This window comes from Rhizobium sp. G187 (assembly GCF_051549525.1).
Taxonomy (GTDB): domain Bacteria; phylum Pseudomonadota; class Alphaproteobacteria; order Rhizobiales; family Rhizobiaceae; genus Allorhizobium.
On the sequence record NZ_JBPUGM010000001.1, the window covers coordinates 245,361 to 267,897 of the forward strand.

Genomic DNA, 22,537 nt, shown 5'->3' on the forward strand with positions numbered 1-22,537 from the left:
GATTGGTTGGCAGTCGGTGATATCCGTCTTGCCATGGGGCGTCACTAGGGCTTGTTTTCGGTCATTTCGAGACCGATGCCACCCAGGCGTTCCAGTTTTTCTGTGTTCCAGAAAAGACATTGATGTCCGTGGGCACGTCGATGCCTGGAACCACGCCGGTCGAGGTGTATTGCCAGAAAGCCCAGTTGCGGGCGGGGTAGATTTCAGATGGATGCTGCGATACGGCGCGAACCCAGAAGAGATGGTTCTGGAAATGGCCCTCGAGGTTTTCCCGGTGGAAGTCGACCGTGGTGTAGATCAGAGGCCGCTTGCCGTAATGGGCCTCGATCCTGTCCATGAAACGCTGCATCTCCTGGCGCACGACTGGCGGTTCGGGTCTGAAACGACAGGTTTTGGATGTCGGGTTCCATTCTGCGTCGAGGACGGGTGGAAGCATGACCGCATCCTTCGGTACATTGGCGATAAACCAATCTGCCTGGATGTCGGCGGGTGTGCAGAAATAGAAGAAGTGATAGGGCGCGTAGTGAACGCCTGCAGCGCGTGCGCCGCGCCAGTACTCGTGGAAGCGGGCGTCGAGCCTGTCACCACCTTCTGTTGCCTTCATAAAGGCGAAGGATACGCCGGATTTGCGCACGGATGTCCAGTCGACATCGCCGTTCCACTTCGACAGATCGATGCCGTGGACATCATGCCGGTGTGGGGTGCGTCCGGCAAAGTCCTGGGGATCGGTATCCTGGAAACGAGGTGGATGGCCGACACCATCCATCATGTCGGATGCGCCCGATGTGCAGCCGGCGGCGGCAAGGCACAGGCAAAGCGTCAGGGCATCGAGCCACCGCATGTTTCAATCGACCCCTTGCCACGCCTGACCGACTGGTTCAGCCGCATCTTGAATGCGTGAATCGGTCGTTACCCCATATTGGCTCGATCATGGCCAATTTCGGCGTGCTTGCCAATCGTCGGAGGCCAGGATCAACGACGGATGACGAGGTGCCAGGCATAGCCGCGCAAGATCGGCTCGAAGGTCACGATCGAACCCGCCTCTGCGGCCAGTCGCTCGGCCTCGATGCGCAAGTCTGGGCGTGGGGTCACATGAAAGCGATGAAGCCAGGCATGCAGCAGGCGGCGGAACCACGGGGCGAGGTTCTCCTGCTGGCCGAAATCGACGATATGGAGGGAGCCTCCCGGCGCAAGTGCGCCGAAGGCAGTACGAAGCGCTGCCTGCCAGTCGGGGATCATCGACAACGCGTAGGAAATCATGATCCGGTCGAAGCCTTGCTCGCCGAAGGCCGAAGCGTCGAAATCGGTGGCGTCGGCCACGACGAGAACGGGCGCTGTCGCTGCGTCGGTGAACTTGGCGCGGGCCGAGTTCAGCATTTCGGTCGAAATGTCCAGGCCGAACAGTCTGGCCGTCGGGTGGTGGCGGCGGGCCAGCACGAGGTTGCGGCCTGTCCCGCAACCAATCTCCAGCAAGGTGCCACTTGGGGGGACGTCCAGCCCGGCGATCATGCGATCGCGTCCAATCAGGTAGTATTTGCGTGTGAGATCGTAGATGTGCCGCTGATAGCGATACATCCTGTCCATGCGTTCGGCGTGATCGGGGAGGGCGGCTTCGACACTTTGCATCGGGGCGCTCATCCCTCGCGCTTTTCATAGATGTGGAAACCGCCATAGATCGCGGAGCGATCCTGGGTGTTGAGGGCTGCCGAGCGGTCCCCGTCATAGGTCCAGCGGTCGAGCAGCGATGCCGGGAGCCTGCCATCCAGAACGCTGCATTCTGCCGCAGTGCGGAAGATGACGCGGGCGCCTGCAGCGGCGGTGCGGGTGATCTCCGTCCACAATGCAGTCAGCTGCTGATCGGTCATCCAATCCTGGGCGTCGAGAAGGACGACACGGTCCACCGACCCTGCGGGCTTTGCCGCAAGAAGTTCCGTGACGCTTTCATGGTGAACATTCACGCGATCAGCGGAGGTGCGGATTGCGTCATAATTCTGCGGCTGGAGATAGGTTGGCAGCACGCCCTCTTCCGGGCGCGGATAGCGGCGCATGAAGGCCTGCCAGGCGAAGTAGTTTTCCCTGAGCGGGAAATGGCAGGCGAGCTTCTCCAATCTGTGGCGCAGGATCGGCGCTATGCTGCCATTGTCGGAAAGGCTTGCGAGTTCATCATATTGCTGCGGCGGGATACCAAGTCCGAAGAGCGAGCTCTTGCGCGCGGTGATAAAGCGGATCAGCGGCTTGTCGAAGAGCGGTGCGATGCGCGTGTCGAAAAACTGACGCTGGTCGCGCAGGGACCTTGTGGCCGCCATATCTTCCAGCCGGATGCCGTGCAGCCGCGCAATCAGGTGGCCAAGCGCAATGAAGCGCCCGAGCAGGCCCGTGCGATAGATGTTGCGGTTGAAGACGCTGATGCGGCGCTTTCCATTCAGGCCCCGCTTCTGCCAGTAAGCCCTGGTTGATGCATCGAGATGGGGTAGGATGTGACGCTCATAAAGCTGGATGTTGTTCCGATCTTCACTGCCAGACAAAAGCCGGACGACCGAGGCATGATCGGGCAAGTGGCGAAATGCTGCGATCTTCAACTTGTTAAGGGCAATATGATTTGGATTGAGGTCAACGACGTCAATCGAGCCCGGCTTGCGGCTGAGATAGGCGAGCATGTTGCAGCCGCCAGAGCCAATGGTGACGATACGATGCCCCTCCGTGAGGTCCATGGCCCGCATGTCTACCTCCGGGTCCTCCCAGATCTGGGCATAGACGAGGCCTGAGAACATGAGGCCAAAAAGGCGCTCGGAGAGGCCCTCCGCCGACAGAGGCGCGTGCTGCAGCAGCGCATCCTTCAGTTTCGTGTTCCGGTGATATCCGGCATCGGGTACGATCTCTGTCATGGTGCTGCGCCATCCGTTTCGGGTCCGGCGGCTTTAGCCTTTCGCTGCTACAGTTTGATGACGCGGCGGTTTTAGACCTCAGCGCGGTTACTACTGTTGGACCGAAGCGATTGATGTGATGGTAGAATCCCGGGAAACATCAGGGCTGCTCTTTCGCTTGTCACAGTTTGCTGTTTGCATAGGCCCCAGCGTACGTGGGAGGCGGTCGAATCATGAAGCGTTGGGTTAAAGCTCTTGCTGCAACGGTCTCAGGCCTCGTTCTTGTCGGGCTCGGTACTCTTTGGGTGATGCCGCCTGATCTTCTGCGGGTCGGGACAGGTTATGCGGCAAAAATCGTCTGCTCGAATGTCTTCGTCGCGGGTCGCGACGCGGATGATGTGCTGCGTGTCGACGTGCAGGCGCCTGGTCATCCGTTGCTGGGTTATGTCTCCGTCGATGTCGATATCGAGGAGGGTCTCGTGACAGCCTCCATGCCGTTTGGCTGGGCGCGGTCGCCCGCCGTCCATCGCGAGGGACTTGGATGCGCCAATGTGCCAGATGGCGATCTGGCTGCCGCGAAAGCCTATTCCGCGCCGGCGGCAGGGGTTCCAACTGCTGATCCGACCTTGCCCTGGCCGGATGGTGAGCGCGTGGACACCACAGATCCACGCGTAGCCGACGTTCTGTCGGATGAAACATTACTGGGTCCGGGCTACCGCGCAGTCATCGTCGTCAAGGACGGGCGGATCATTGGGGAAGCCTATGGCGCGGGGTTCAATGCGGAAACGCCATTGCTCGGGTGGTCGATGACGAAGACGGTGAATGCTGCGCTAGTCGGTATCTTGCAGGGGCAGGGCCGTATTGATCTCTCCAGCCGCAATATGTTTGCAACCTGGACGGACGAAGTGCGGGCGCGCATTACCCTGACGGATCTCCTGGCAATGGAGAGTGGTCTCGATTTCAACGAAGAGTATGGTGACCTCGCAGACGTCACGCGCATGCTCTACCTTGAGCCTGACATGGCCGCTTATGTCGAAGGTCTGCCTTCAAGGGCCGAGCCCGGCAGCCAGTTCAATTATTCCTCCGGCGAAAGCGTCCTTATCAGCCGCTACTGGATGTCACGCTTCGAGACGCCCCAGGCGGCCCTCGATTTTCCACGTCAGGCGCTTTTCAATCCTCTCGGCATGACCAGCGCCATCTTGGAGGCAGATGCGGCCGGGACGTTTGTCGGCAGTTCCTATCTCTACGCCACCGCGCGTGATTGGGCGCGTTTCGGTCTGCTGATCGCTCAGCGCGGCGTCTGGAAAGGCGTGCAACTGCTGCCGGCATCATATGTTGACGGCATGTATACGGCTTCGGGGGCGTCGGATGGCGCCTATTCCCGTGCCCAGACCTGGCGACAGGGAGCGGGCGATCTCGGCAACGAGCAGGCGGGGCTAGACCCCGCTACAGTGTGGATGCGAGGTCATGACGGTCAGTCGATTGCAGTGATGGCCTCGCAGGGCCTCGTTGTCGTGCGTCTTGGTCTGACACCCAGCGCTCTCGGCTATGAGCCGCAACCCTTGGCAAAAGCGCTCAGCGCAGCGCTTCAGTAGGCGTTGTGAGGGTGCGGACTGCTTCACTGCGTGAGGTGAAGCATGCCCTTTTTCTTGGCGTCGTAATAGTAACCACGCGAGTACAGGCGCACGGCCTGATCATGGTCGGTATCGGCGACGAGCCAGGCGCCCTTCAGGTACTTGACGGCATATTTGATATTGGTTTCGGCGTCGAAAAGCCCGTCTGCAGAGCCATTATATCCCATGGCTTTCGCAGTGTTGTACCGGATCTGCATGAGGCCGTAATTGCCCTTGCTGTATGCCGACGGATTGTAACGGCTTTCGCGCTTGACGACTCGGTGCACGAGCTCCTCGGGGACTTCGTAGACCTTCGAATACTTCTTGATCAGCGCATTGAGGCGCGTGGGGCCAATGGTATCTGCCTTTGACTGAGGCTCAAGCTTATCCTCGGTGGAGGGGGCCGATGTATCAAAGGGGTCGCCGAAGCTGGTCAGGGCTGTTACCCGCAGCGGTGCGGCATAGGCGAGAACTGTCGGGGCTGCGGCCGTTGCCGATGCCGTCTGCGGCTGGGCTGCGGGGGCAACGGTTGCCTGAACTGGCGCTGCCGCGGCGGCTATCTGCTGCTGGTCGGTCGTTGGTGTCGAGGCGACCATGTCTAGCGCTTGCGATGCAGGGGTCTGCGGCGTCGCAGCAAGCGCTGATTCCTTCAGCATCGGGACTGGTGCTGCCGTATCCGTGCCCGGGATGATCGGGGCAGGCTGAGTGTCTGCGACAGCGACGGTTTGTGCTGTGGTGGCAGCGCCGCTTGTCGCTGCTTCCGCAGCGTTTGCTGCCTGCATTTCCAGAGAGTTAGGATTGGAAATCGGTTTGGCCGCAAGATCAGCCTTCACGCTGTCGTCGATACCGGTGCAGCCGGTCAGTACGACCAGAAGGGAGGCTGCACAACCATAGGCGACGCCGCGGTCCAATTTGAGGATCATACCATCATCCGTTTTATTTCTTCGACGTCCCCGACGGAGCAAATCACCCATCGTTTCCTTTGGATTTATTAGTCTATGCCTGCCAATGCGGCAAGCGTTGGGCCAAATCTGGCTGCGGCGCAGGTTTTATGGTTCAAGCTGCGATCTTGCGATAGCCGGCCGTCACAGATCGTGCAGCGATCAGCACCGTTCCGCGCGAGCGGTCGACGACACGCCGAGCACGATGTTTTCTAAGGAAATTCCGCACTTCGTCTGCGCCCATCGCGTAGGCAGTGGCGATGAGCATGGACAGGCCGCCCAAGATCGCCACCATGGTCAGGGCCTCCTGAGCCAGGGGAGCGGAGAGCGTCAGGAATTGCGGCAGGAATGCGGCAAGAAGGGCAATCGTTCGCAGGTTCAGGCCCGTTGCGGCGAAACAATGCATCATGACATTCAGCGGCTTTTCAACCGGCAGGTTGTCATTGTCGGCGATCGGACGGTTTCCGCCCGGCGCGCGCCACAGACGCAAGGCCGATATCACGAGGAAACCCAGACCTGCACCCTTCACCACTGAAAACAGGAGGGGGGAGACCAATGAAAGGGCGATCAGTCCCGCAAGCAGAATGCCCGCTGCTGCCATGTAGCCCAGTGCAACGCCTGTGACCGTGGCAAAGGCCGATCGCCGCCCATGCCCCAAGGCATAGGCCGCGACCTCGATCATGCCCCGCTCCGGGATCGCCAGCAATACGATCGAGGCGGCGGTGAACCCTGTCCAGAATTCCATGCTCATTGTCAGCACTCCTCCTCAAAGAGGAAGCCAGTTTTCTCGGCCCAGGTCAATTGATCGGGCGATAGTTCTGGCCGAGATAATCCATCACTTCTGCGAACCACGGCGTAGAGAGGTCGAATGGCTTGCCGCCACGAATGCGCGGAAACTCGATCGTGCGCAGTCGTCCGCCGTGATCCTCGTCATGGCCGGTTACGCCTGAAACGCCGCCCAATCCACTTTCGACCGCAAGGTCCACCATGCTCTGGATCAGGCGTAGATCCTCGTAGTTGGCTGGCGCCGAGCGCGCATAGTAGCCCGACTTCTGAACCATGGAACGCTCGGCATCGAGTAGCTTGGCAAAATGCTTTTGGAACCAGCTGCCCACATTGATCGTATCGAGCTTCACGTGGCCGAAGGCGTCGCGGCTGACGACGTCACCTGCAGCTTCGCGCTCCTTGACGATCTCATCCATGCAAGCGCCTTCGGAGACGAAGAGGGTGACATAGCCCGTGCGGTCCATGATGTCCTTCAGGCGGGTCGCTTCGGCATCCAGGTCAAAATGCGTTTCCGGCAGGTAGAGACCGTCAATGTTCTTGAGTTCGGCGTTCATCATGAAGCCGTCAATATACTCATTGCCCCTGGTGCGCTGGATGTAGGCGCGGGCCGTGGCTGCGGTAAGCCAGCCGCAATGGCGCCCCATGACCTCGTGGATGACGAGTGTGCGCGGTGCGGCACTCTGTTCGTTCGAGACGTGGTCAAAGAAGCGTGCGCCGACTTCAGCGGCCGTCCAGGCGCCAAGGGTCTGGCGAATCGGGTAAACGTCGTTGTCGACGGTCTTTGGCAGACCGACCACCGTCAGATCGTAGCCATTTGCGCCGAGATAAGCTGCAAGATCTGCCGCCGTCGTGTTGGTGTCGTCGCCGCCAATCGTGTGCAGGATGGTTACGCCATCAGCCGCCAGACGTTCGGCCGCAACTTGAAGCGGAGTTTCGCCTTCCTTGACCAGGCCGCGCTTGATGCAGTCGGCGACATTGGTGAGCTTGACGCGGCTGTTGCCGATCGGTGAGCCACCATAGCGATGCAGGACATGCGCCTTTTCGCGCATCTCCTTGGTGATCTCGATCTTGTAGTCCATCAAAAGGCCGCGGAAGCCGGACTTGTAGGCAATGATCTCGGTTTCAGGCGAAATATCCGTATAGCGCTCGATCAGTCCGGCAACTGCGGACGAGAGGCAGGGAGCGAGGCCGCCTGCGGTCAATAGTGCAACTTTCTGCTTGGCCATCGGACCTCCTCGGGAATGTGCGTGCGGTGTGCGTGCCTTTGTTCCGGCGGTCCATGGATGCGATACCGGCGGCTGGCTGTAAAGTCGAAAAACGCTTTTAAATCCGTCTTTTATCGATCGGTTCGAGGTTCCGGCCAATCTAATCGATTCAATCCATGCGCAGCTGTGGGATGGAATTGTGGAAAAGCGAAACGACAGCCTCGACGGCATTTAATGACCGAGACGCAACCACAAGGGATCGGCCGATATCGGTCGCTCTTTCATCAAAACTGACCGGAGATGAAGAAAGTTTAATCTCCGTTTGTTCCCGTTTCGCTTGCTTTTAGGCGAGATTTTTGATCATTCTCGACCATGATTTTTGATTTCGCCTGCGAGCAGATTTCCTCATTCTTCGAACGCTTGCTGGGCGCCGTCGGGGATGCTGCCGGTAACGCCATCTCCAATATTGTCGAAGCCGTTCGGACCATGTTCGAAGGCGACCCTGAGACACGTCGTCGGGTGTCCTTTTCGGTGGCCATCATTGCGCTGTCCGCCAAGATGGCGAAAGCCGACGGCATCGTGTCCGATGCCGAAGTCCAGGCCTTCCGCAAAGTTTTCGATTTTCCGCCGGAGGAGGCGCGCAACGTTGCCCGCCTGTACAATCTGGCCCGGCAGGACGTGGCTGGTTTCGAGACCTATGCGCGCAACCTCGCCAATATGTGCCGGACCTGCGATCAGTATTGCCCTGTGCTTGAGGACATCATTGACGCGCTGTTCCACATCGCCAAGGCTGATGGGCTTGTGCACGAGAAGGAACTGGACTTCCTGGCGCGGATCGCAGAGATCTTCGGTCTTTCGGAGGAGCGGTTCGAGCAGATCACCGAGCGGCATATCCGCCTCGACGGGGACCCTTATGGCGTGCTCGGCGTTACCCCTTCCGACGACTTTGCCACGATCCGCCGCCGTTACAGGGCGCTTGCGGCCGAGCATCATCCTGACCGCCTTTATGCTCGCGGCGTGCCGTCCGAGTTTCATGCCGTGGCCCATCACCGCATGGCGCGGCTGAATGCGGCCTTCTCCGCGATCGAGAAGGCGCGCCGCGCGGCATGACGGGTTTTTCGGCCGATTTCAGCGGAGCGGAGATCTGCGCCTCGCCGAATTTTGGCGAGCGGATTGGCGTTTCGACCGCCGACATTCTCCTCCTGCACTATACGGGAATGCCATCGGCTGATGGCGCGCAGGCTTGGCTGTGCAATCCGGAAAGCCAGGTGTCGAGCCACTACCTGGTGCATGAGGATGGCCGGATCGTCCAGATGGTTGCAGAGAGCCACCGGGCCTGGCATGCAGGCAAGAGTAACTGGGGTGGTGAGAGCGACATCAATTCCCGCTCGATTGGCATTGAAATTGCCAATACCGGCCATCCCGGTGGCCTGCCACCGTATCCCGAAGCGCAGATATCAGCGCTGATCGAATTGTGTCTCGATTGTGTCGGGCGGCATGGGATCCCGGCAGAACGGGTGCTCGCGCATTCTGATGTGGCCCCTGTTCGGAAGGTTGATCCGGGTGAAAACTTCCCCTGGGGGACCCTGTATCGCGGGGGCGTCGGACACTGGGTCGATCCAACCCCGATCGGCGGTGGCCGGTACTTCCAGCGTGGCGATGAAGGGCAGCCGGTCGAGGCGCTACAATCGATGTTGTCCATCTATGGGTACGGCATTGAGATATCAGGGCATTACTGCGAGAAAACTGAGGGTGTGGTCGCAGCGTTCCAGCGCCATTTCCGTCCGGCCCGCGTTGATGGTGTGGCAGACAGTTCGACGATCGAGACGCTGCATCGACTTCTGTCGAAGCTTCCTCGTTTTTCGTGAGGCTTGACCGGCCGACTTACGTGTCCCGACAGCTCATTTGCTGCGGTGCCACACGAATTCCTTATTAAGCAGCTTTAAGTATGTCGCTGAACAGCGACCGCCGCCCATGAAGGGCGGAGCGCCAATATCAACATAAAGAGCCAATCGGCCGCCCTCTACGAGAAGGGCGAAGGCTATTGCGTGCGTATAGGCATGCGTCGATCCGCTCTTTGTTCCGGAGACTAACCTTTCCCATGATGAAACGACTTGTTGCTGCTGCGGCATGCACTGCATTTCTATTGACTCATGCTCAGATGGCGCTGGCAGATACGGGTGAAAAACGCTTCAAGAAACCCTTGAAGTCGATTGAACGTGATGCGGGATTCTCAATGAAGCCCGCTGCTGCGCGTAGCCCTTACGGGGCGATCATTTCCAAATATGCAAAGGCCTACGGTGTTCCGGTCGATCTCGCACATGCGGTGGTCCGGATCGAAAGCAATTTCAATCCCAAGGCGCGGGGCAGTGCGGGCGAGGTCGGTCTCATGCAGATCAAGCCGGCAACTGCGCGCGCCATGGGTTATCGCGGCAAGGTCAAGGGTCTGTATGATCCGGAGACCAATATTCGCTATGGAATGAAGTATCTGTCGATGGCTCATGAACTTGGCGGTGGCGAAACCTGCGGGACCATCCTGCGTTACAATGCAGGCCATGGCGCCAAGCGGATGAATCCGGTCTCCAAGCGATATTGCGGGAAAGTCATTGCTCTGATCGGCGGTTGAGAACTGTGTGATCTCGGCCGGTTTCGCATGGATCTGTCGGCGCAGCATGCTATCAACCTGCTCGGAACGAAAAGGGTGAGAGTATGGTGACCCACTTCAAAACCATCGTCATCGGCCGAGGCATGATGGGAGCGGCGGCCGCCCGCTATCTTTCGCTGGAAGGTGAGGGTATTGCCGTCATCGGGCCAGACGAGCCGTCGGACTGGAGCTCTCATCCGGGTGTCTTTGCAAGCCACTATGACGAGGCCCGCATTACCCGCACGATCGATTCTGATCCGGTCTGGGCGCTGATGGCCAATCGCTCCATCGCCCGCTACGGCGATCTCGCCCGCGAGAGTGGCGTGGATTTCTACCAAGAGGTCGGATGCCTGATTGTCGGGCCGGCGCGGGGCGGGGCCGATCCCTATATTGCGCAGATCGAGGCTGCGGCCCGCGGACTTGATGTCCCGGTCGAGACTCTCGGATCTGCGGATCTCCGACAGCGCTTCAATTACTTCGACTTTGGCGTTGATTGCGAAGGTGTCTACGAATCCCGGAGCGCCGGCTACATCAATCCGCGCCGTCTGGTCGAGGCGCAGTCGCGGCTCGCCGAGCGGGCAGGGGCTGCGATCATTCGGCAGACTGCGCTCTCTGTCCGTGAAGAAGGACATCGTGCTGTCGTCTCGACGGATGACGATCGCCAATACAGCGCCGACCGCATTCTCGTGGCGGCTGGTGGTTTCTCGATTGCCGAGCGTCTTCTGCCGCGGCCGCTGGATCTCAAGGTCTATGGTCGCACCGTTGCCTTCTTCGAAATCGCTGCCAACATTCTCCCTGATTATCAGGGCATGCCATCGCTCATCCACCAGCCCGACGATCCGGTGGATCACATCTACCTTCTGCCGCCTGTGCGCTATCCCGATGGCAAGACCTATCTAAAGATCGGCGGAGACTCGGATGACTTGTTGCTTGGAACGGAACCCGAGATCAGGGCCTGGTTCCGCAGCGGTGGGCGGGTGTCAACGCGAAACCATCTGCAGCGAATCATCCGAGGGCTCGTGCCCAGTCTTGCGGATGCGCCCCTTTCCATGGCGGCCTGCGTTACCTCCTTCACGCCCGCGAATTATCCGGCCATCGGTTTTGCCAGCGAACGAATCGCCGTCCTGACCGGCGGCTGCGGTGCTGCGGCGAAAAGTTCGGACGAGATCGGTCGACTCGGGGCGGAGCTCGTAATGCATGGTCAGATCAATGACCCGGCCTATGGGGACTGCTTCACCCCAGTGTTCAAGACTTGAGCCTGTCTGGGGCTCAGTAGGCGGACCTTGCGTTTTCAGTGGCTTTCGTCGAGCGGGTCGGCTATGGACCGGCTGCCAGTCGGCCGGGCAGCCGCGCTTTACCAATGCCGAAAGGCGGTAAGGGGAGGAAAGTCCGGGCTCCACGGAAACACGGTGCCGGATAACGTCCGGCGAGGGCGACCTCAGGGAAAGTGCCGCAGAAAGCAAACCGCCCCGCTTGCGGGGTAAGGGTGAAAGGGTGGGGTAAGAGCCCACCGCGTCGCTGGTGACAGGGATGGCAAGGTAAACCCCACCGGGAGCAAGACCGAATAGGGATGACGCGGGCCGCACTCCGGTGTGGCCACAGCCTGTTTCCGGGCCAGTCATCCGGGTGGGTTGCGTGAGGCAGCGTGTAAACGCTGTCCCAGATGAATGGCTGCCACGTTCCGGGAAACCGGAGCCATACAGAACCCGGCTTACAGGCCGACTGGCAATTTTACCTCTGTCATGTCACTGCGGCGACAGAGGCTCCGCACAATTTCTCAAGGCTTTGGTTTCATTGGTGGAACGCAAGGGCAGTCCTTGCGGAGGGCTTCCGCATGCCGTGGCTAATCCGCGAATGGAAACAGGCATTTCTAACGATTTGTTAAGCTTAATCGTCTATTCATTCTTGAATCCCGAAAGGGGTCTGCAGGTCCCAATCCCATTGACGCCCATAGTGTCCCATGGTATCCCATTTTCATGCCGTTACGGAGTTCTTTGTTGCTCCGTCCGATCGTAGAGCGGGCCCAATCAGTCGAGTTTTCGGCTGCTGCTTTCCGGTCGGTTGTGCGGTTGGCGTATCAATGAGTATCCGGAGGCCGATCAGCTGGCCTTCGTCCAGTGGGAGGTCGGATTCCAGTGGCGGGCCGCTTCCTGTCCAATGCGACAAACAGGATCGATGCGAAGGGGCGTGTTTCCGTCCCTGCGGCATTTCGTGCCGTGCTTTCGCAGCAGGGAATTCAGGAGCTTTATTGTCTCCAGGATTTCGTTTATCCGGCCATCAATATCGGCGGTCCGGATCTGCTCGATCGCTACGAGCGCAGAATGGCGGCAGAAGATCCATTCGCGTTGGAGGCGAACGAGATGTCGCTGCTTCTCCATGGCGGCGGCGTCTATATGCGCCTCGATGCCGAGGGGCGGTTGCCGGTGACGGAGTTCATCCGGGATTTCACGGGGATTTCCTCGGAGGTCTGCTTCGTCGGGCGGTCGGACCATTTTCAGCTGTGGCAGCCACAGGCGTTTCACGAGGCGCAGGCGAAAGCCAGGGAAATGGTCAGGCAGAGAGGTTTGAAGAACTAGAGAAACGGGGATACGGAATGGCGGCGAATCTTGGCGAAGGTGCTCCCGATGCCAATGGCGGACCGGTTCGCCACATTCCGGTTCTCTTGCATGAGGTGGTTGCGGCGCTGGAGCCTGCCAGTGGAAAGGTCATCCTTGATGGAACCTTTGGTGCGGGCGGCTACAGTGCGGCAATCCTCGATGCAGGTGCGTCCGTCATCGCGATTGACCGCGATCCGACGGCGATTGCTGGCGGGCAGTCGATGGTCAAGGCCCATATGGGCCGTCTCGATCTCAGACATTCCCGGTTCTCCGAACTGGCAGCTCAAGCGCCGGAGACCGGTCTTGACGGCGTTGTTCTCGATATCGGCGTTTCTTCCATGCAGATCGACGAGGCCGATCGTGGCTTCTCGTTCCAGCGCAACGGACCGCTCGACATGCGGATGTCAGCGAGCGGTGTATCGGCCGCCGATGTTGTCAATCGCGCCAAAGTTTCCGATCTGATCCGCATTTTCGGTTTTCTCGGCGAAGAGAAGCACCCGGGCCGTATTGCGCGTGCCATTGAAAAGCGTCGTGCGTCAGAGCCGTTTACGACGACCCGCGATCTCGCCAACCTGATTGAGACCGTCAATCCGCGCAAAGCGAAGGACAAGATCCATCCGGCCACGCGCGTCTTTCAGGCGCTGCGTATCTTCGTCAATGACGAATTGGGGGAGCTTGCCCGTGCGCTTTTTGCAGCCGAGCAATCTTTGAAGCCCGGTGGGCGCCTCGTCGTTGTTACATTCCATTCGCTCGAAGACCGCATCGTGAAGAAGTTTTTGACCGAACGGTCGGGCAAGGCGTCAGGTTCGCGCCATCTTCCAATGGTCCAAGCGCGACCAGCGACCTTCGAGCCTGTTGGCAAGGGTATGGTTGCCGCAAGTGACGAAGAGGCAGAGGTCAATCCTCGGGCGCGTTCGGCCAAGCTGCGGGCCGCCATTCGCACCGAAGCACCAGCAGAAAACGCCGACATGTCTATCTTTGACCTGCCGGATCTGACCGCACTCGATAAGATTGGAGGCTAACATGTTGAAAACCTTCGATCTGCTTCTGATAGGAACGATGCTGGCTGCTGCCACAATCACCTACCAGATCAAACATGACACCGATAACAAGGCGGCTGAGGTTCGTCGTCTTGAGGCCGAGATCAAGCTTGAGAAGGATACGATCGAGTTGCTCAAGGCCGACCATGCGCTGCTGACCCAGCCCAACCGGCTTGAGCGTCTCGTGCATGCCTATGCAACCGAACTGCAACTGGAACCGACTGCGCCGACGCAGCTGGCGCGACCGGTCGAATTGCCCATGCCGAAATCCGAGACGCCAGAGTCGAAGCTTGCCGCCGAAGAACTTGCCAAGGCGGAAGCAGCAAGAGCCGAAGCCGCCGCTGTGGCTGCTGCCGAAGCGGAAGCCGAGGCCGCCGAGGCAGAGGCTGCAATGGCAGCCGATGCTGCTAATTCCGACCCCGTCCGGGACCTCATCACGACAGGATCGGTGGATAACTGATGACCTTTCTTTCCCGAATCATGGTCCTGAAGAGCCGTGCCCACTTCTCAACAGACGGTCAGCGCGGTGGCGTCTCGGCCAATAATCTGACAATCAAAGGTGCCGGCAAGCGCAAGTCGCAGATGGCCAAGAACCGTGTCGGTCTGGTGATCGCGGGTTTCTGCCTTGTTTACACGGTTATCGGCGGCCGTCTGGTGCAGTATGGTTATGCGCAGCCGGAAACCGTCTCCAGCATTCTGCCGGCGGACCGCCTGATGGCGTCGCGTCCCGACATTCTCGACCGCAACGGCGAAGTGCTGGCGACCGACATCCGGACTGTTTCGCTGTTTGCCGAGCCCCACAAGATCGTCGATGCCGACGAGGCTGTCGAACGGCTTCAAACCGTGCTCAAGGATCTGGATGTTCGCGACACCTATCGCAAGCTGTCGTCCAATTCGCGTTTCCAGTGGCTGCGCCGCCAGCTGACGCCGAAACAACAGAGCCAGATCCTGGCGCTCGGTATTCCCGGAATCGGCTTCAGGCCGGAAAAGCGCCGCTTCTATCCGGGTGGTCCCACGGCCTCGCATATTGTCGGTTACGTCAACATCGACAATCGCGGCATGGTCGGGATGGAGCGCTATATCGACAATCAGGGCATGGCGGATCTGCGGGCGCTTGGCATGACCAGCGATGCACCGCTGGAGCCGGTAAAGCTGTCGATCGACCTGCGTGTGCAGAACATCGTCCGCGACGTGCTGGTCGACGCCATGGCGAAGTTTAAGTCGATCGGTGCTGGCGGTGTCGTCATCGATGCACATACCGGTGAAATCCTTGCCATGGCCTCGCTGCCTGATTTTGATCCAAACAATCCTGTCGGATCCGAGGACGGTTGGCTGAGCCGTATGGCAAACGGCACCTTCGAGATGGGCTCGACATTCAAGTCCTTCACGATCGCCATGGGGCTCGATTCCGGCAAGGTGTCGCTCAAGGACAGTTTCGACGCCCGCTATCCGATCCGCATTGGTGGGTTCACCATCAAGGACTTCCACGGCAAGAACCGTATCCTGACTGTGCCTGAAATCTTCCAGTATTCTTCCAATATTGGTACGGCTAAGGTTGCCGACCTCGTCGGGACCGAAGCACACAAGGAGTTTCTGACGCGACTTGGTTTGTTGACGAAGATGCAGACCGAATTGCCTGAAGTTGCGATGCCGTCGCAGCCGCGGGAATGGAAGAAGATCAACTCGATCACCATCTCTTTCGGTCACGGTGTATCGACCACGCCCCTGCAGACGGCGGTGGCCGGTGTGGCCTTGGTCAATGGCGGCAAGTTGATTCCGCCGACATTCCTTCCTCGGACACGCGAACAGGCCGATCTGCTTGCAACGCAGGTTCTCAAGCCGTCGACCAGCGATGACATGCGCTTCCTGTTCGAGTGGAACGGCATCAAGGGTTCCGGCAAGAACGCGCGCGTCGAAGGTTTCGACGTGGGCGGCAAGACCGGAACGGCCGACAAGGTCGTGAACGGGCGCTATGTCGGCGACAAGAACTTCAACGCCTTCCTGGCCGCATTCCCGATCGACAACCCGCGTTATGTCGTCCTTACCTTCATCGACGAACCGAAAACCGACAAGGGTAATGGCGCGGCACTGGCTGGCAACTCCGCTGCTCCCATGGTCGGCGACATCATCCGCAGAAGCGCCGCAATTCTCGGTGTAGAACCCAAATTCGGGGAAGACGGCTCAGCTTTGCTCGTCTCATATTGATCAGGATGCAGGTGGACGGGGCGATTCGCCCCGTTTGCCCGGAAGGATGGACTGCCATGTTGCTCGGTGCTCTCGCGGGTGGAGATTTCAAAGATCAGGTCGCGCGAAGTGGCGCAGAGGCATTGGAGATCAAGGCGCTGTCGGCCGACAGTCGTCATGTCCAGCCCGGAACGCTGTTCTTTGCCCTGAGTGGCAGCAAGACGGATGGCTTAGCCTATGTCGTCCAGGCCGTTGAGAAGGGCGCTGTTGCCATCGTGGCGGCGCAGTCCATCGAGGCAGCCGTTCCCGTGATTGTTGTCGAGGATCCGAGACGCTTCCTCGCATTGGCTGCAGCGCGTTTCGTGGGCCGTCAGCCGGAAGTCATGGTTGCGGTTACCGGTACTGCCGGCAAGACGTCGGTCGCATCCTTCACCCGACAGATCTGGGCGGAGGCCGGTCTTGCGGCTGCGCAGATCGGAACAACAGGTGTGATTTCGCCAACGCGCAACGATTACGGATCGTTGACCACGCCGGATCCGATCTCGTTGCATGGCCTGCTTGGCGAACTCGCTGCCGAAGGTGTAACCCACGCGGCGATGGAAGCGTCCAGCCACGGGCTCGATCAGTGCCGCCTCGATGGCGTTCAGCTGGCGGCGGCCGGCTTCACCAATCTCGGCCGCGATCATATGGACTATCATCCGACCGTCGAAGACTACATGGCGGCCAAGATGCGGCTGTTCACCGATCTTCTGCCAAAGGGCTCGCCCGCTGTAATCTTCTCTGATGATCCGTGGTCGGCCGAGGCTGTGAGGGTTGCGACTGAAGCTGGCCATGAAGTGCGGACCGTCGGACGGGCCGGCAATTTCCTCGCGCTCAAGCGCGTCGAACACTTCCGCCACAAGCAAGTGGCTGAGATCCATCACGGCGACGACATTTATGAGGTCCATATTCCGCTTGCCGGTGATTTCCAGATTGCCAATGCGCTGGTCTCTGCGGGGCTTGCCATCGCGACGGGTACGCCGGTTGCTGTTGCGCTGAAGGCGCTGGAGCACCTCAAGGGGGCTGCCGGTCGGCTCGAATTGATTGGCCAGACCAAACAGGGCGCGCTGGCCTATGTCGATTATGCCCACAAGCCGGATGCGCTCGACAATGTGCTGCAATCCGTCCGGCCCTTTACCACGGGACGTGTCATCGTGGTCTTCGGTTGCGGCGGTGATCGCGACAAGGGCAAGCGCCCGATCATGGGCGAAATCGCCACGCGCCTCTCCGACATCGTCATCGTGACGGACGACAATCCGCGTTCGGAAGTGCCTGCGACGATCAGATCCGAGATCATGGCTGCTGCCCCGAAGGGGATCGAGATCGGTGACCGTGCTCAGGCGATCCGGGCGGCCGTCGCCATGCTGTCGGCGGGCGATACGCTGATTGTCGCGGGCAAGGGACACGAAGAAGGGCAGACGGTGGGGGCGGAGACCTTACCCTTTTCCGACCACATCGAAGTCCGCAAGGCATTGGAGGAGTTCGACCGTTGAGCACGCTCTGGACCTCACGCGAGATGGTTGCCGCCATGGGCGGACGGCCGATCGGCAATTTGCCTTCCGGCATTACCGGGATATCCATCGACAGCCGGAGCGTTTCGCCCGGTGAAGCTTTCTTTGCGATCAAGGGAGATCGCGTCGACGGTCACGATTATGCGACCTTTGCGATTGCCAACGGTGCTTCGCTCCTTGTTGTCAACGAATCGAAGCTTCCTGCACTCGGCCGGCTCACGGCGCCGATGATCGTCGTTGATGACGTCTTTGCCGCGCTGCAAAAACTCGGGCTTGCAGCACGGGAACGTACATCGGCAACGGTCATCGCGGTGACCGGCTCCGTCGGCAAGACAACAACCAAGGAAATGCTGCGTTTGACACTCGAGCCATCTGGCAAGGTGCACGCTGCTGTCGCCTCCTTGAACAATCACTGGGGTGTGCCGCTCACGCTTGCGCGTATGCCGGCCGATACGCGCTACGGCGTCTTTGAGCTGGGCATGAACCATCTGGGTGAAATTGGCCCGCTGTCGCGCATGGTCCGCCCGGATGTGGCAATCATCACCACAATTGCACCAGCGCATCTCGGCAATTTCTCGAGTGTCGAAGAGATTGCCGAAGCCAAGGCAGAAATCTTCGAAGGGCTCGCCACCGGGGGCGATGTGATCCTCAACCGAGACAATCCGCACTATGAACAGCTTGAGGCCGCGGCATATGCGGCCGGCATCGAGAATGTCCATAGTTTCGGCCAGCATGCCAAGGCCGATTTCCGGCTTGCCGAATTCGATGGTGCGGCCGAGCAGTCGACGCTTTGGGCATCCTTTGGTGCTGAAACCTATGAAGTGACGATTGGAGCGCCGGGTCGGCATCTGGCGGAAAACGCCATGGCTGTCTTGGCAGCCGTCGCTCTGGTCGGGGCGGATATCGATGCCGCGATCGAAGCGCTTGGCCACCTGTCTGCCGTCAAGGGACGGGGTGCCCGGCATCGGTTGATGCTGAACGGCGGCGGCTTCACCTTGATCGATGAGAGCTACAACGCAAATCCCGCTTCGATGCGTGCCGCGATCGCGGTGCTTGCGGCGGCCCAGCCCGATGCTGGCGGCCGCCGGATTGCCGTGCTTGGCGATATGCTGGAAATGGGCGCGTTTGCCCCCACCGTGCATGCCGAACTCTCGGGGCCGCTGCTTTCGGCCGGTATCGAGCATGTTTGGCTTGCCGGGCCGGAGATGGCAGCTCTTCGGGAGGCGTTGCCAGAGACGGTCAACGTCGTGCATTTCGAGCGCACCGATGACCTCGTGGCCTTTGTCGTTTCTCAGATTCAGACGGGCGATGTTGTCATGGTGAAATCGTCACTCGGGATCGGTTTCGGAAAGATCGTTGCCGCTCTGCTTGACAAGTATCCGTCGTTCCCCGACACGGAGCGCCAGTTTTAATCCGGGCTTTTGGAAAGGGCTCCCATGCTGATTTGGCTTGTGGATCTGGCGAACCACTTTCAGTTTTTCAATCTGTTCCGGTATATTACCTTCAGAACAGGCGCCGCCATGTTTACATCGGCCCTGGTGGTCTTTCTGTTCGGCCCCGCGATGATCTCATCACTTCGGGTGCGCCAGGGCAAGGGACAGCCGATCCGGGCGGATGGCCCTCAGACGCATTTCAAGAAGGCCGGTACGCCGACCATGGGCGGCTTGATGATCCTCGCGGGCATCGTCGTATCTTCCTTGCTTTGGGCAGATCTCTCGAATGTTTATGTGGTCGCGACCCTGTTGGTGACGCTGGGCTTCGGCGCGATCGGCTTTTATGACGACTACCTCAAGGTGACGAAGCAGACGGAGAAGGGCTTTTCCGGCAAGGCCCGTCTGGGTATCGAGTTCGTGATTGCCGGTGTCGCCGTTTACTTCATGATGTCGACAGCGCTTGCCTCCGGACCTGAAGCCTCGACCTTCGGCTCGTCGGTAGCCTTCCCCTTCGTCAAGGATTTCGTTCTCGATCTCGGCCTGTTCTTTGTGATCTTTGGTGGGTTCGTCATCGTTGCCGCCGGCAATGCCGTCAACTTGACCGATGGCCTCGATGGCCTTGCCATCGTGCCGGTGATGATTGCCGCAGCCTCGTTCGGCGTGATTGCCTACCTGACCGGTAACGCGGTCTTCTCGAACTACCTGCAGATCCATTTCGTGCCGGGGACTGGGGAACTCGCAGTGCTGCTCGGAGCCGTAATCGGCGCTGGTCTTGGCTTCCTCTGGTTCAATGCGCCGCCGGCGGCGATTTTCATGGGTGATACTGGCTCGCTGGCACTGGGTGGCCTGATCGGTTCCGTGGCGGTCGCCACGAAGCACGAACTTGTCATGGCAATCATCGGCGGTCTCTTCGTCATGGAGACGCTTTCGGTGATCATCCAGGTCGGCTATTTCAAAATGACCGGAAAGCGGGTGTTCCTGATGGCTCCGATCCATCACCACTTTGAAAAGCTCGGCTGGACAGAGAGCCAGGTCGTGATCCGCTTCTGGATCATTGCCGTCGGGCTTGCCATGCTCGGTCTGTCGACACTGAAGCTCAGGTGAGGGCGCGATGATCCCGGCAACCACGTTCAAGGGCAAGAGGGTCGCGCTGTTCGGTCTCGGAGGGTCCGGGCTTGCCACAGCACAAGCACTGTTGGCTGGTGGCGCAGATGTCATTGCCTGGGATGACAATCCCGATAGCGTCACCCGTGCGGCCTCCGTCGGGATTTCGACAGGTGATCTCAGGCAGATCGATTGGAGCCAGGTTTCGTCCTTCGTGCTGTCGCCGGGCGTTCCGCTAACGCATCCCAAGCCCCACTGGACGGTTGCGCTGGCCAGGGCCTCGGGTGTCGAAATCATCGGTGACGTCGAGATTTTTGTGCGCGAACGTCGTGCGCATGCGCCCAGTTGCCCATTCATCGCGATCACCGGCACCAATGGCAAGTCGACGACGACAGCGCTGATTGCCCATATTCTTTCGTCTTCGGGGCGGGACACGCAACTCGGCGGCAATATCGGCCGTGCCGTGCTGACGCTCGATCCACCAAAGGACGGGCGGTACTTCGTCGTTGAGTGTTCGTCCTACCAGATCGATCTCGCGCCGACGCTCAATCCAACGGCTGGCATCCTGCTCAACCTCACACCGGATCATCTCGACCGGCATGGGACGATGCAGCACTATGCCGAGGTGAAGGAGCGCTTGGTGGCCGGGGCAGGCACCGCGATCGTTGGGATCGACGACAGTTACTGCGAATTGATCGGTGATCGCATCGAACGGGGCGGTCACAAGGTCATCCGGATCTCGAAGCGCCAGCCATTGGCCGATGGGCTTTATGCGGAAGGCTCTACGATCATGCTTGCCGAGCAAGGCAAGACGTCGATGCTCGCGGAGCTGGGCGGGATCCAGACGCTCAAGGGCAGCCATAACGCGCAGAATGCTGCCGCTGCGATCGGGGCTTGCCTTGCCGTTGGTGTCTCGGTGGCCGAGATCCGCGCAGGACTTGAGAGTTTCCCCGGCCTCAATCACCGCATGCAGCCGGTTGGCCGTCGCCGCCAGGTGCTGTTCGTCAATGACAGCAAGGCGACCAATGCCGATGCGGCGGCGCCGGCCCTGTCAAGCTATGAGCGGATCTACTGGATTGCCGGCGGTTTACCGAAAGAGGGTGGCATCGCAAGCCTCGCACCACTTTTCCCGCGCATCGTGAAAGCCTACCTCATCGGCGAGGCGGCCTCCGCCTTTGCTGCACAACTGGGTGATCGCGTGGCCTTTGAGATTTCCGACCGGCTGGATCGTGCCGTCGCCCATGCGGCGCAGGATGCTGATGAAGACACCGAAGGGTCGGTCGTCATGTTGTCGCCGGCCTGTGCGAGCTTTGACCAGTACAAGAATTTCGAGGTTCGCGGTGAGGCCTTCGTTGCCCATGTCGCGGAGCTCGACGGGGTAACCATGCTGATCGACGTGCCAACAGGAGGCAGATGATATGGTGAGCCGCGTTGAGCGAGGTCCTGTCGCGGACTGGTTCTGGACGATTGATCGTCTGTTCCTGTTCACCTTCGTGCTGCTGATGGGTATCGGGTTGATGCTGTCCTTCGCGGCATCGCCTGCCGTAGCGGAACGGCTGGGGCTCGACAGCTTTCACTTCGTCAAGCGCCACGCCTTCTTCATGATGCCGGCGCTCACTGTGATGATCGGCCTGTCATTCCTCTCGCCACGGCAGGTGCGGCGCACGGCCATGGTGCTTCTTGCCGTTGCCCTTATCATGATGGTGCTGGTGCTGTTCATCGGCATCGAGGTCAAGGGAGGCCGTCGCTGGCTGTCGCTGGCCGGCATGTCGATCCAGCCATCCGAGTTCATGAAGCCTGCCTTTGTCGTGATCTGCGCTTGGCTCTTTGCCGAACATGCACGCCAGCCGGAAATTCCGGGCAATCTGTTTGCCATCCTGCTTTTTGGCATTGCAGCCGCCTTGCTGATTGCCCAGCCTGACCTTGGCCAGACGATCCTGATCGGCAGCGTCTGGGGTGCCATGTTCTTCATGGCCGGCATGCCATGGCTTTGGATCGTGGTTCTCGGATCGCTTGGTGTGTTTGGCGTGTTCGGTGCCTACTACACGCTCCCACACGTCGCAGGTCGTATCGACCGCTTCCTGACCGGGGAGGGTGACACTTTCCAGGTCGATACAGCGCGTGAGGCGATTATCCGTGGCGACTGGTTTGGCCAGGGTCCCGGCGAGGGGATCGTCAAGCGGATCATTCCCGACAGTCATACAGACTTCATTTTTTCAGTGGCGGCGGAAGAATTCGGCATCATCTTCTGCATGGTGCTTGTGGCGATCTTCGGCTTCCTCGTGCTGCGGGGGCTCAGTCATGCATTTCGCGAGCGCAACGATTTCAACCGGCTGGCCGTTTCCGGATTGGTTCTGCTGCTCGGTGTGCAGTCGATGATCAATATCGGCGTCAATCTCGAACTTCTGCCGGCCAAGGGGATGACCCTGCCGTTGATCTCTTATGGCGGCTCGTCGATGACCGCGATCTGCGTCACGGCCGGCTTCATCCTGGCGTTGACCCGTCGACGCCCCGAAAAGCGAGCCCAGGAGCGGAGCCTGTTCCGGTCCGTCGCCGGGGTTCCAGCGGAGTAAGCC

Annotated in this window: 20 protein-coding genes and 1 other RNA gene; 15 read left to right on the top strand and 6 right to left on the bottom strand. The window is 59.8% G+C overall.

The window, feature by feature from the left end; all coding sequences use genetic code 11:
* Positions 1 to 61 precede the first annotated feature (61 nt).
* From ACSV9I_RS01135 to ACSV9I_RS01145, 3 genes are all read right to left on the bottom strand, one after another.
* Positions 62 to 841, bottom strand: a complete 780-nt coding sequence (locus ACSV9I_RS01135; protein ID WP_438326624.1) for a glycoside hydrolase family 25 protein — start codon at positions 839 to 841, stop codon at positions 62 to 64.
* Between the two features lie 131 nt (positions 842 to 972).
* A complete protein-coding gene (locus ACSV9I_RS01140) occupies positions 973 to 1,626 on the bottom strand; it encodes a class I SAM-dependent methyltransferase (protein ID WP_438326625.1) in 654 nt (217 codons plus the stop codon).
* Positions 1,627 to 1,634: 8 nt separating this feature from the next.
* The gene (locus ACSV9I_RS01145; RefSeq protein WP_438326626.1) at positions 1,635 to 2,885 is read right to left on the bottom strand and encodes a DUF3419 family protein; all 1,251 of its coding nucleotides are present in this window, start codon (positions 2,883 to 2,885) and stop codon (positions 1,635 to 1,637) included.
* Between the two features lie 212 nt (positions 2,886 to 3,097).
* Here ACSV9I_RS01145 and ACSV9I_RS01150 point away from each other — a divergent pair, with 212 nt between their 5' ends.
* Positions 3,098 to 4,459: a serine hydrolase domain-containing protein gene (locus ACSV9I_RS01150; protein WP_438326627.1), complete on the top strand. Its 1,362-nt coding sequence runs from the start codon at positions 3,098 to 3,100 to the stop codon at positions 4,457 to 4,459.
* 23 nt (positions 4,460 to 4,482) lie between these two features.
* On the opposite strand, the gene ACSV9I_RS01155 is transcribed toward ACSV9I_RS01150, so the two are convergent.
* The 3 genes from ACSV9I_RS01155 to ACSV9I_RS01165 all read right to left on the bottom strand — a co-directional run bounded on the left by ACSV9I_RS01155 (position 4,483) and on the right by ACSV9I_RS01165 (position 7,430).
* Entirely contained in the window at positions 4,483 to 5,400 is a 918-nt protein-coding gene (locus ACSV9I_RS01155; RefSeq protein ID WP_438326628.1) for a lytic transglycosylase domain-containing protein, read from the bottom strand.
* 133 nt (positions 5,401 to 5,533) lie between these two features.
* On the bottom strand, positions 5,534 to 6,169 hold the full coding sequence (locus ACSV9I_RS01160; protein WP_438326629.1) for a LysE family translocator: 636 nt from the start codon (positions 6,167 to 6,169) through the stop codon (positions 5,534 to 5,536).
* 46 nt (positions 6,170 to 6,215) lie between these two features.
* The gene (locus ACSV9I_RS01165) at positions 6,216 to 7,430 is read right to left on the bottom strand and encodes a pyrophosphate--fructose-6-phosphate 1-phosphotransferase (protein ID WP_438326630.1); all 1,215 of its coding nucleotides are present in this window, start codon (positions 7,428 to 7,430) and stop codon (positions 6,216 to 6,218) included.
* A gap of 351 nt (positions 7,431 to 7,781) precedes the next feature.
* Here ACSV9I_RS01165 and ACSV9I_RS01170 point away from each other — a divergent pair, with 351 nt between their 5' ends.
* The 14 genes from ACSV9I_RS01170 to ftsW all read left to right on the top strand — a co-directional run bounded on the left by ACSV9I_RS01170 (position 7,782) and on the right by ftsW (position 22,534).
* Positions 7,782 to 8,519, top strand: a complete 738-nt coding sequence (locus ACSV9I_RS01170; protein ID WP_054159515.1) for a J domain-containing protein — start codon at positions 7,782 to 7,784, stop codon at positions 8,517 to 8,519.
* Entirely contained in the window at positions 8,516 to 9,277 is a 762-nt protein-coding gene (locus ACSV9I_RS01175) for an N-acetylmuramoyl-L-alanine amidase (RefSeq protein ID WP_438326631.1), read from the top strand. Before ACSV9I_RS01170 ends, ACSV9I_RS01175 begins: the two co-directional genes overlap by 4 nt.
* Positions 9,278 to 9,570: 293 nt before the next feature.
* Entirely contained in the window at positions 9,571 to 10,035 is a 465-nt protein-coding gene (locus ACSV9I_RS01180) for a lytic transglycosylase domain-containing protein (protein ID WP_438327650.1), read from the top strand.
* Positions 10,036 to 10,118: 83 nt separating this feature from the next.
* Positions 10,119 to 11,309, top strand: a complete 1,191-nt coding sequence (locus ACSV9I_RS01185) for an NAD(P)/FAD-dependent oxidoreductase (protein WP_438326632.1) — start codon at positions 10,119 to 10,121, stop codon at positions 11,307 to 11,309.
* Between the two features lie 75 nt (positions 11,310 to 11,384).
* Positions 11,385 to 11,783, top strand: an RNA gene (gene rnpB / locus ACSV9I_RS01190) — RNase P RNA component class A.
* Between the two features lie 405 nt (positions 11,784 to 12,188).
* Positions 12,189 to 12,629 (top strand): division/cell wall cluster transcriptional repressor MraZ, encoded by a 441-nt coding sequence (gene mraZ / locus ACSV9I_RS01195; RefSeq protein WP_245281493.1) that lies wholly within the window; start codon positions 12,189 to 12,191, stop codon positions 12,627 to 12,629.
* Positions 12,630 to 12,646: 17 nt separating this feature from the next.
* Positions 12,647 to 13,672 carry a 16S rRNA (cytosine(1402)-N(4))-methyltransferase RsmH gene (gene rsmH / locus ACSV9I_RS01200; RefSeq protein WP_438326633.1) on the top strand — a complete coding sequence of 342 codons (1,026 nt, stop codon included), beginning with the start codon at positions 12,647 to 12,649 and terminating at the stop codon, positions 13,670 to 13,672.
* A gap of 1 nt (position 13,673) precedes the next feature.
* Positions 13,674 to 14,150, top strand: coding sequence for a cell division protein FtsL (gene ftsL, locus ACSV9I_RS01205; protein ID WP_054159509.1), 477 nt, complete (start codon positions 13,674 to 13,676; stop codon positions 14,148 to 14,150).
* Positions 14,150 to 15,895: a peptidoglycan D,D-transpeptidase FtsI family protein gene (locus ACSV9I_RS01210; RefSeq protein WP_438326634.1), complete on the top strand. Its 1,746-nt coding sequence runs from the start codon at positions 14,150 to 14,152 to the stop codon at positions 15,893 to 15,895. Before ftsL ends, ACSV9I_RS01210 begins: the two co-directional genes overlap by 1 nt.
* Positions 15,896 to 15,951: 56 nt before the next feature.
* Positions 15,952 to 17,406 (top strand): UDP-N-acetylmuramoyl-L-alanyl-D-glutamate--2,6-diaminopimelate ligase, encoded by a 1,455-nt coding sequence (locus tag ACSV9I_RS01215; RefSeq protein ID WP_438326635.1) that lies wholly within the window; start codon positions 15,952 to 15,954, stop codon positions 17,404 to 17,406.
* Positions 17,403 to 18,836, top strand: coding sequence for a UDP-N-acetylmuramoylalanyl-D-glutamyl-2,6-diaminopimelate--D-alanyl-D-alanine ligase (locus ACSV9I_RS01220; protein WP_438326636.1), 1,434 nt, complete (start codon positions 17,403 to 17,405; stop codon positions 18,834 to 18,836). Before ACSV9I_RS01215 ends, ACSV9I_RS01220 begins: the two co-directional genes overlap by 4 nt.
* Positions 18,837 to 18,860: 24 nt before the next feature.
* Entirely contained in the window at positions 18,861 to 19,961 is a 1,101-nt protein-coding gene (gene mraY / locus ACSV9I_RS01225) for a phospho-N-acetylmuramoyl-pentapeptide-transferase (RefSeq protein ID WP_054159505.1), read from the top strand.
* A gap of 7 nt (positions 19,962 to 19,968) precedes the next feature.
* Entirely contained in the window at positions 19,969 to 21,378 is a 1,410-nt protein-coding gene (murD, locus tag ACSV9I_RS01230; protein WP_438326637.1) for a UDP-N-acetylmuramoyl-L-alanine--D-glutamate ligase, read from the top strand.
* A 1-nt stretch (position 21,379) separates the two neighbouring features.
* The gene (gene ftsW / locus ACSV9I_RS01235) at positions 21,380 to 22,534 is read left to right on the top strand and encodes a putative lipid II flippase FtsW (RefSeq protein WP_054159503.1); all 1,155 of its coding nucleotides are present in this window, start codon (positions 21,380 to 21,382) and stop codon (positions 22,532 to 22,534) included.
* Positions 22,535 to 22,537: the final 3 nt, after the last annotated feature.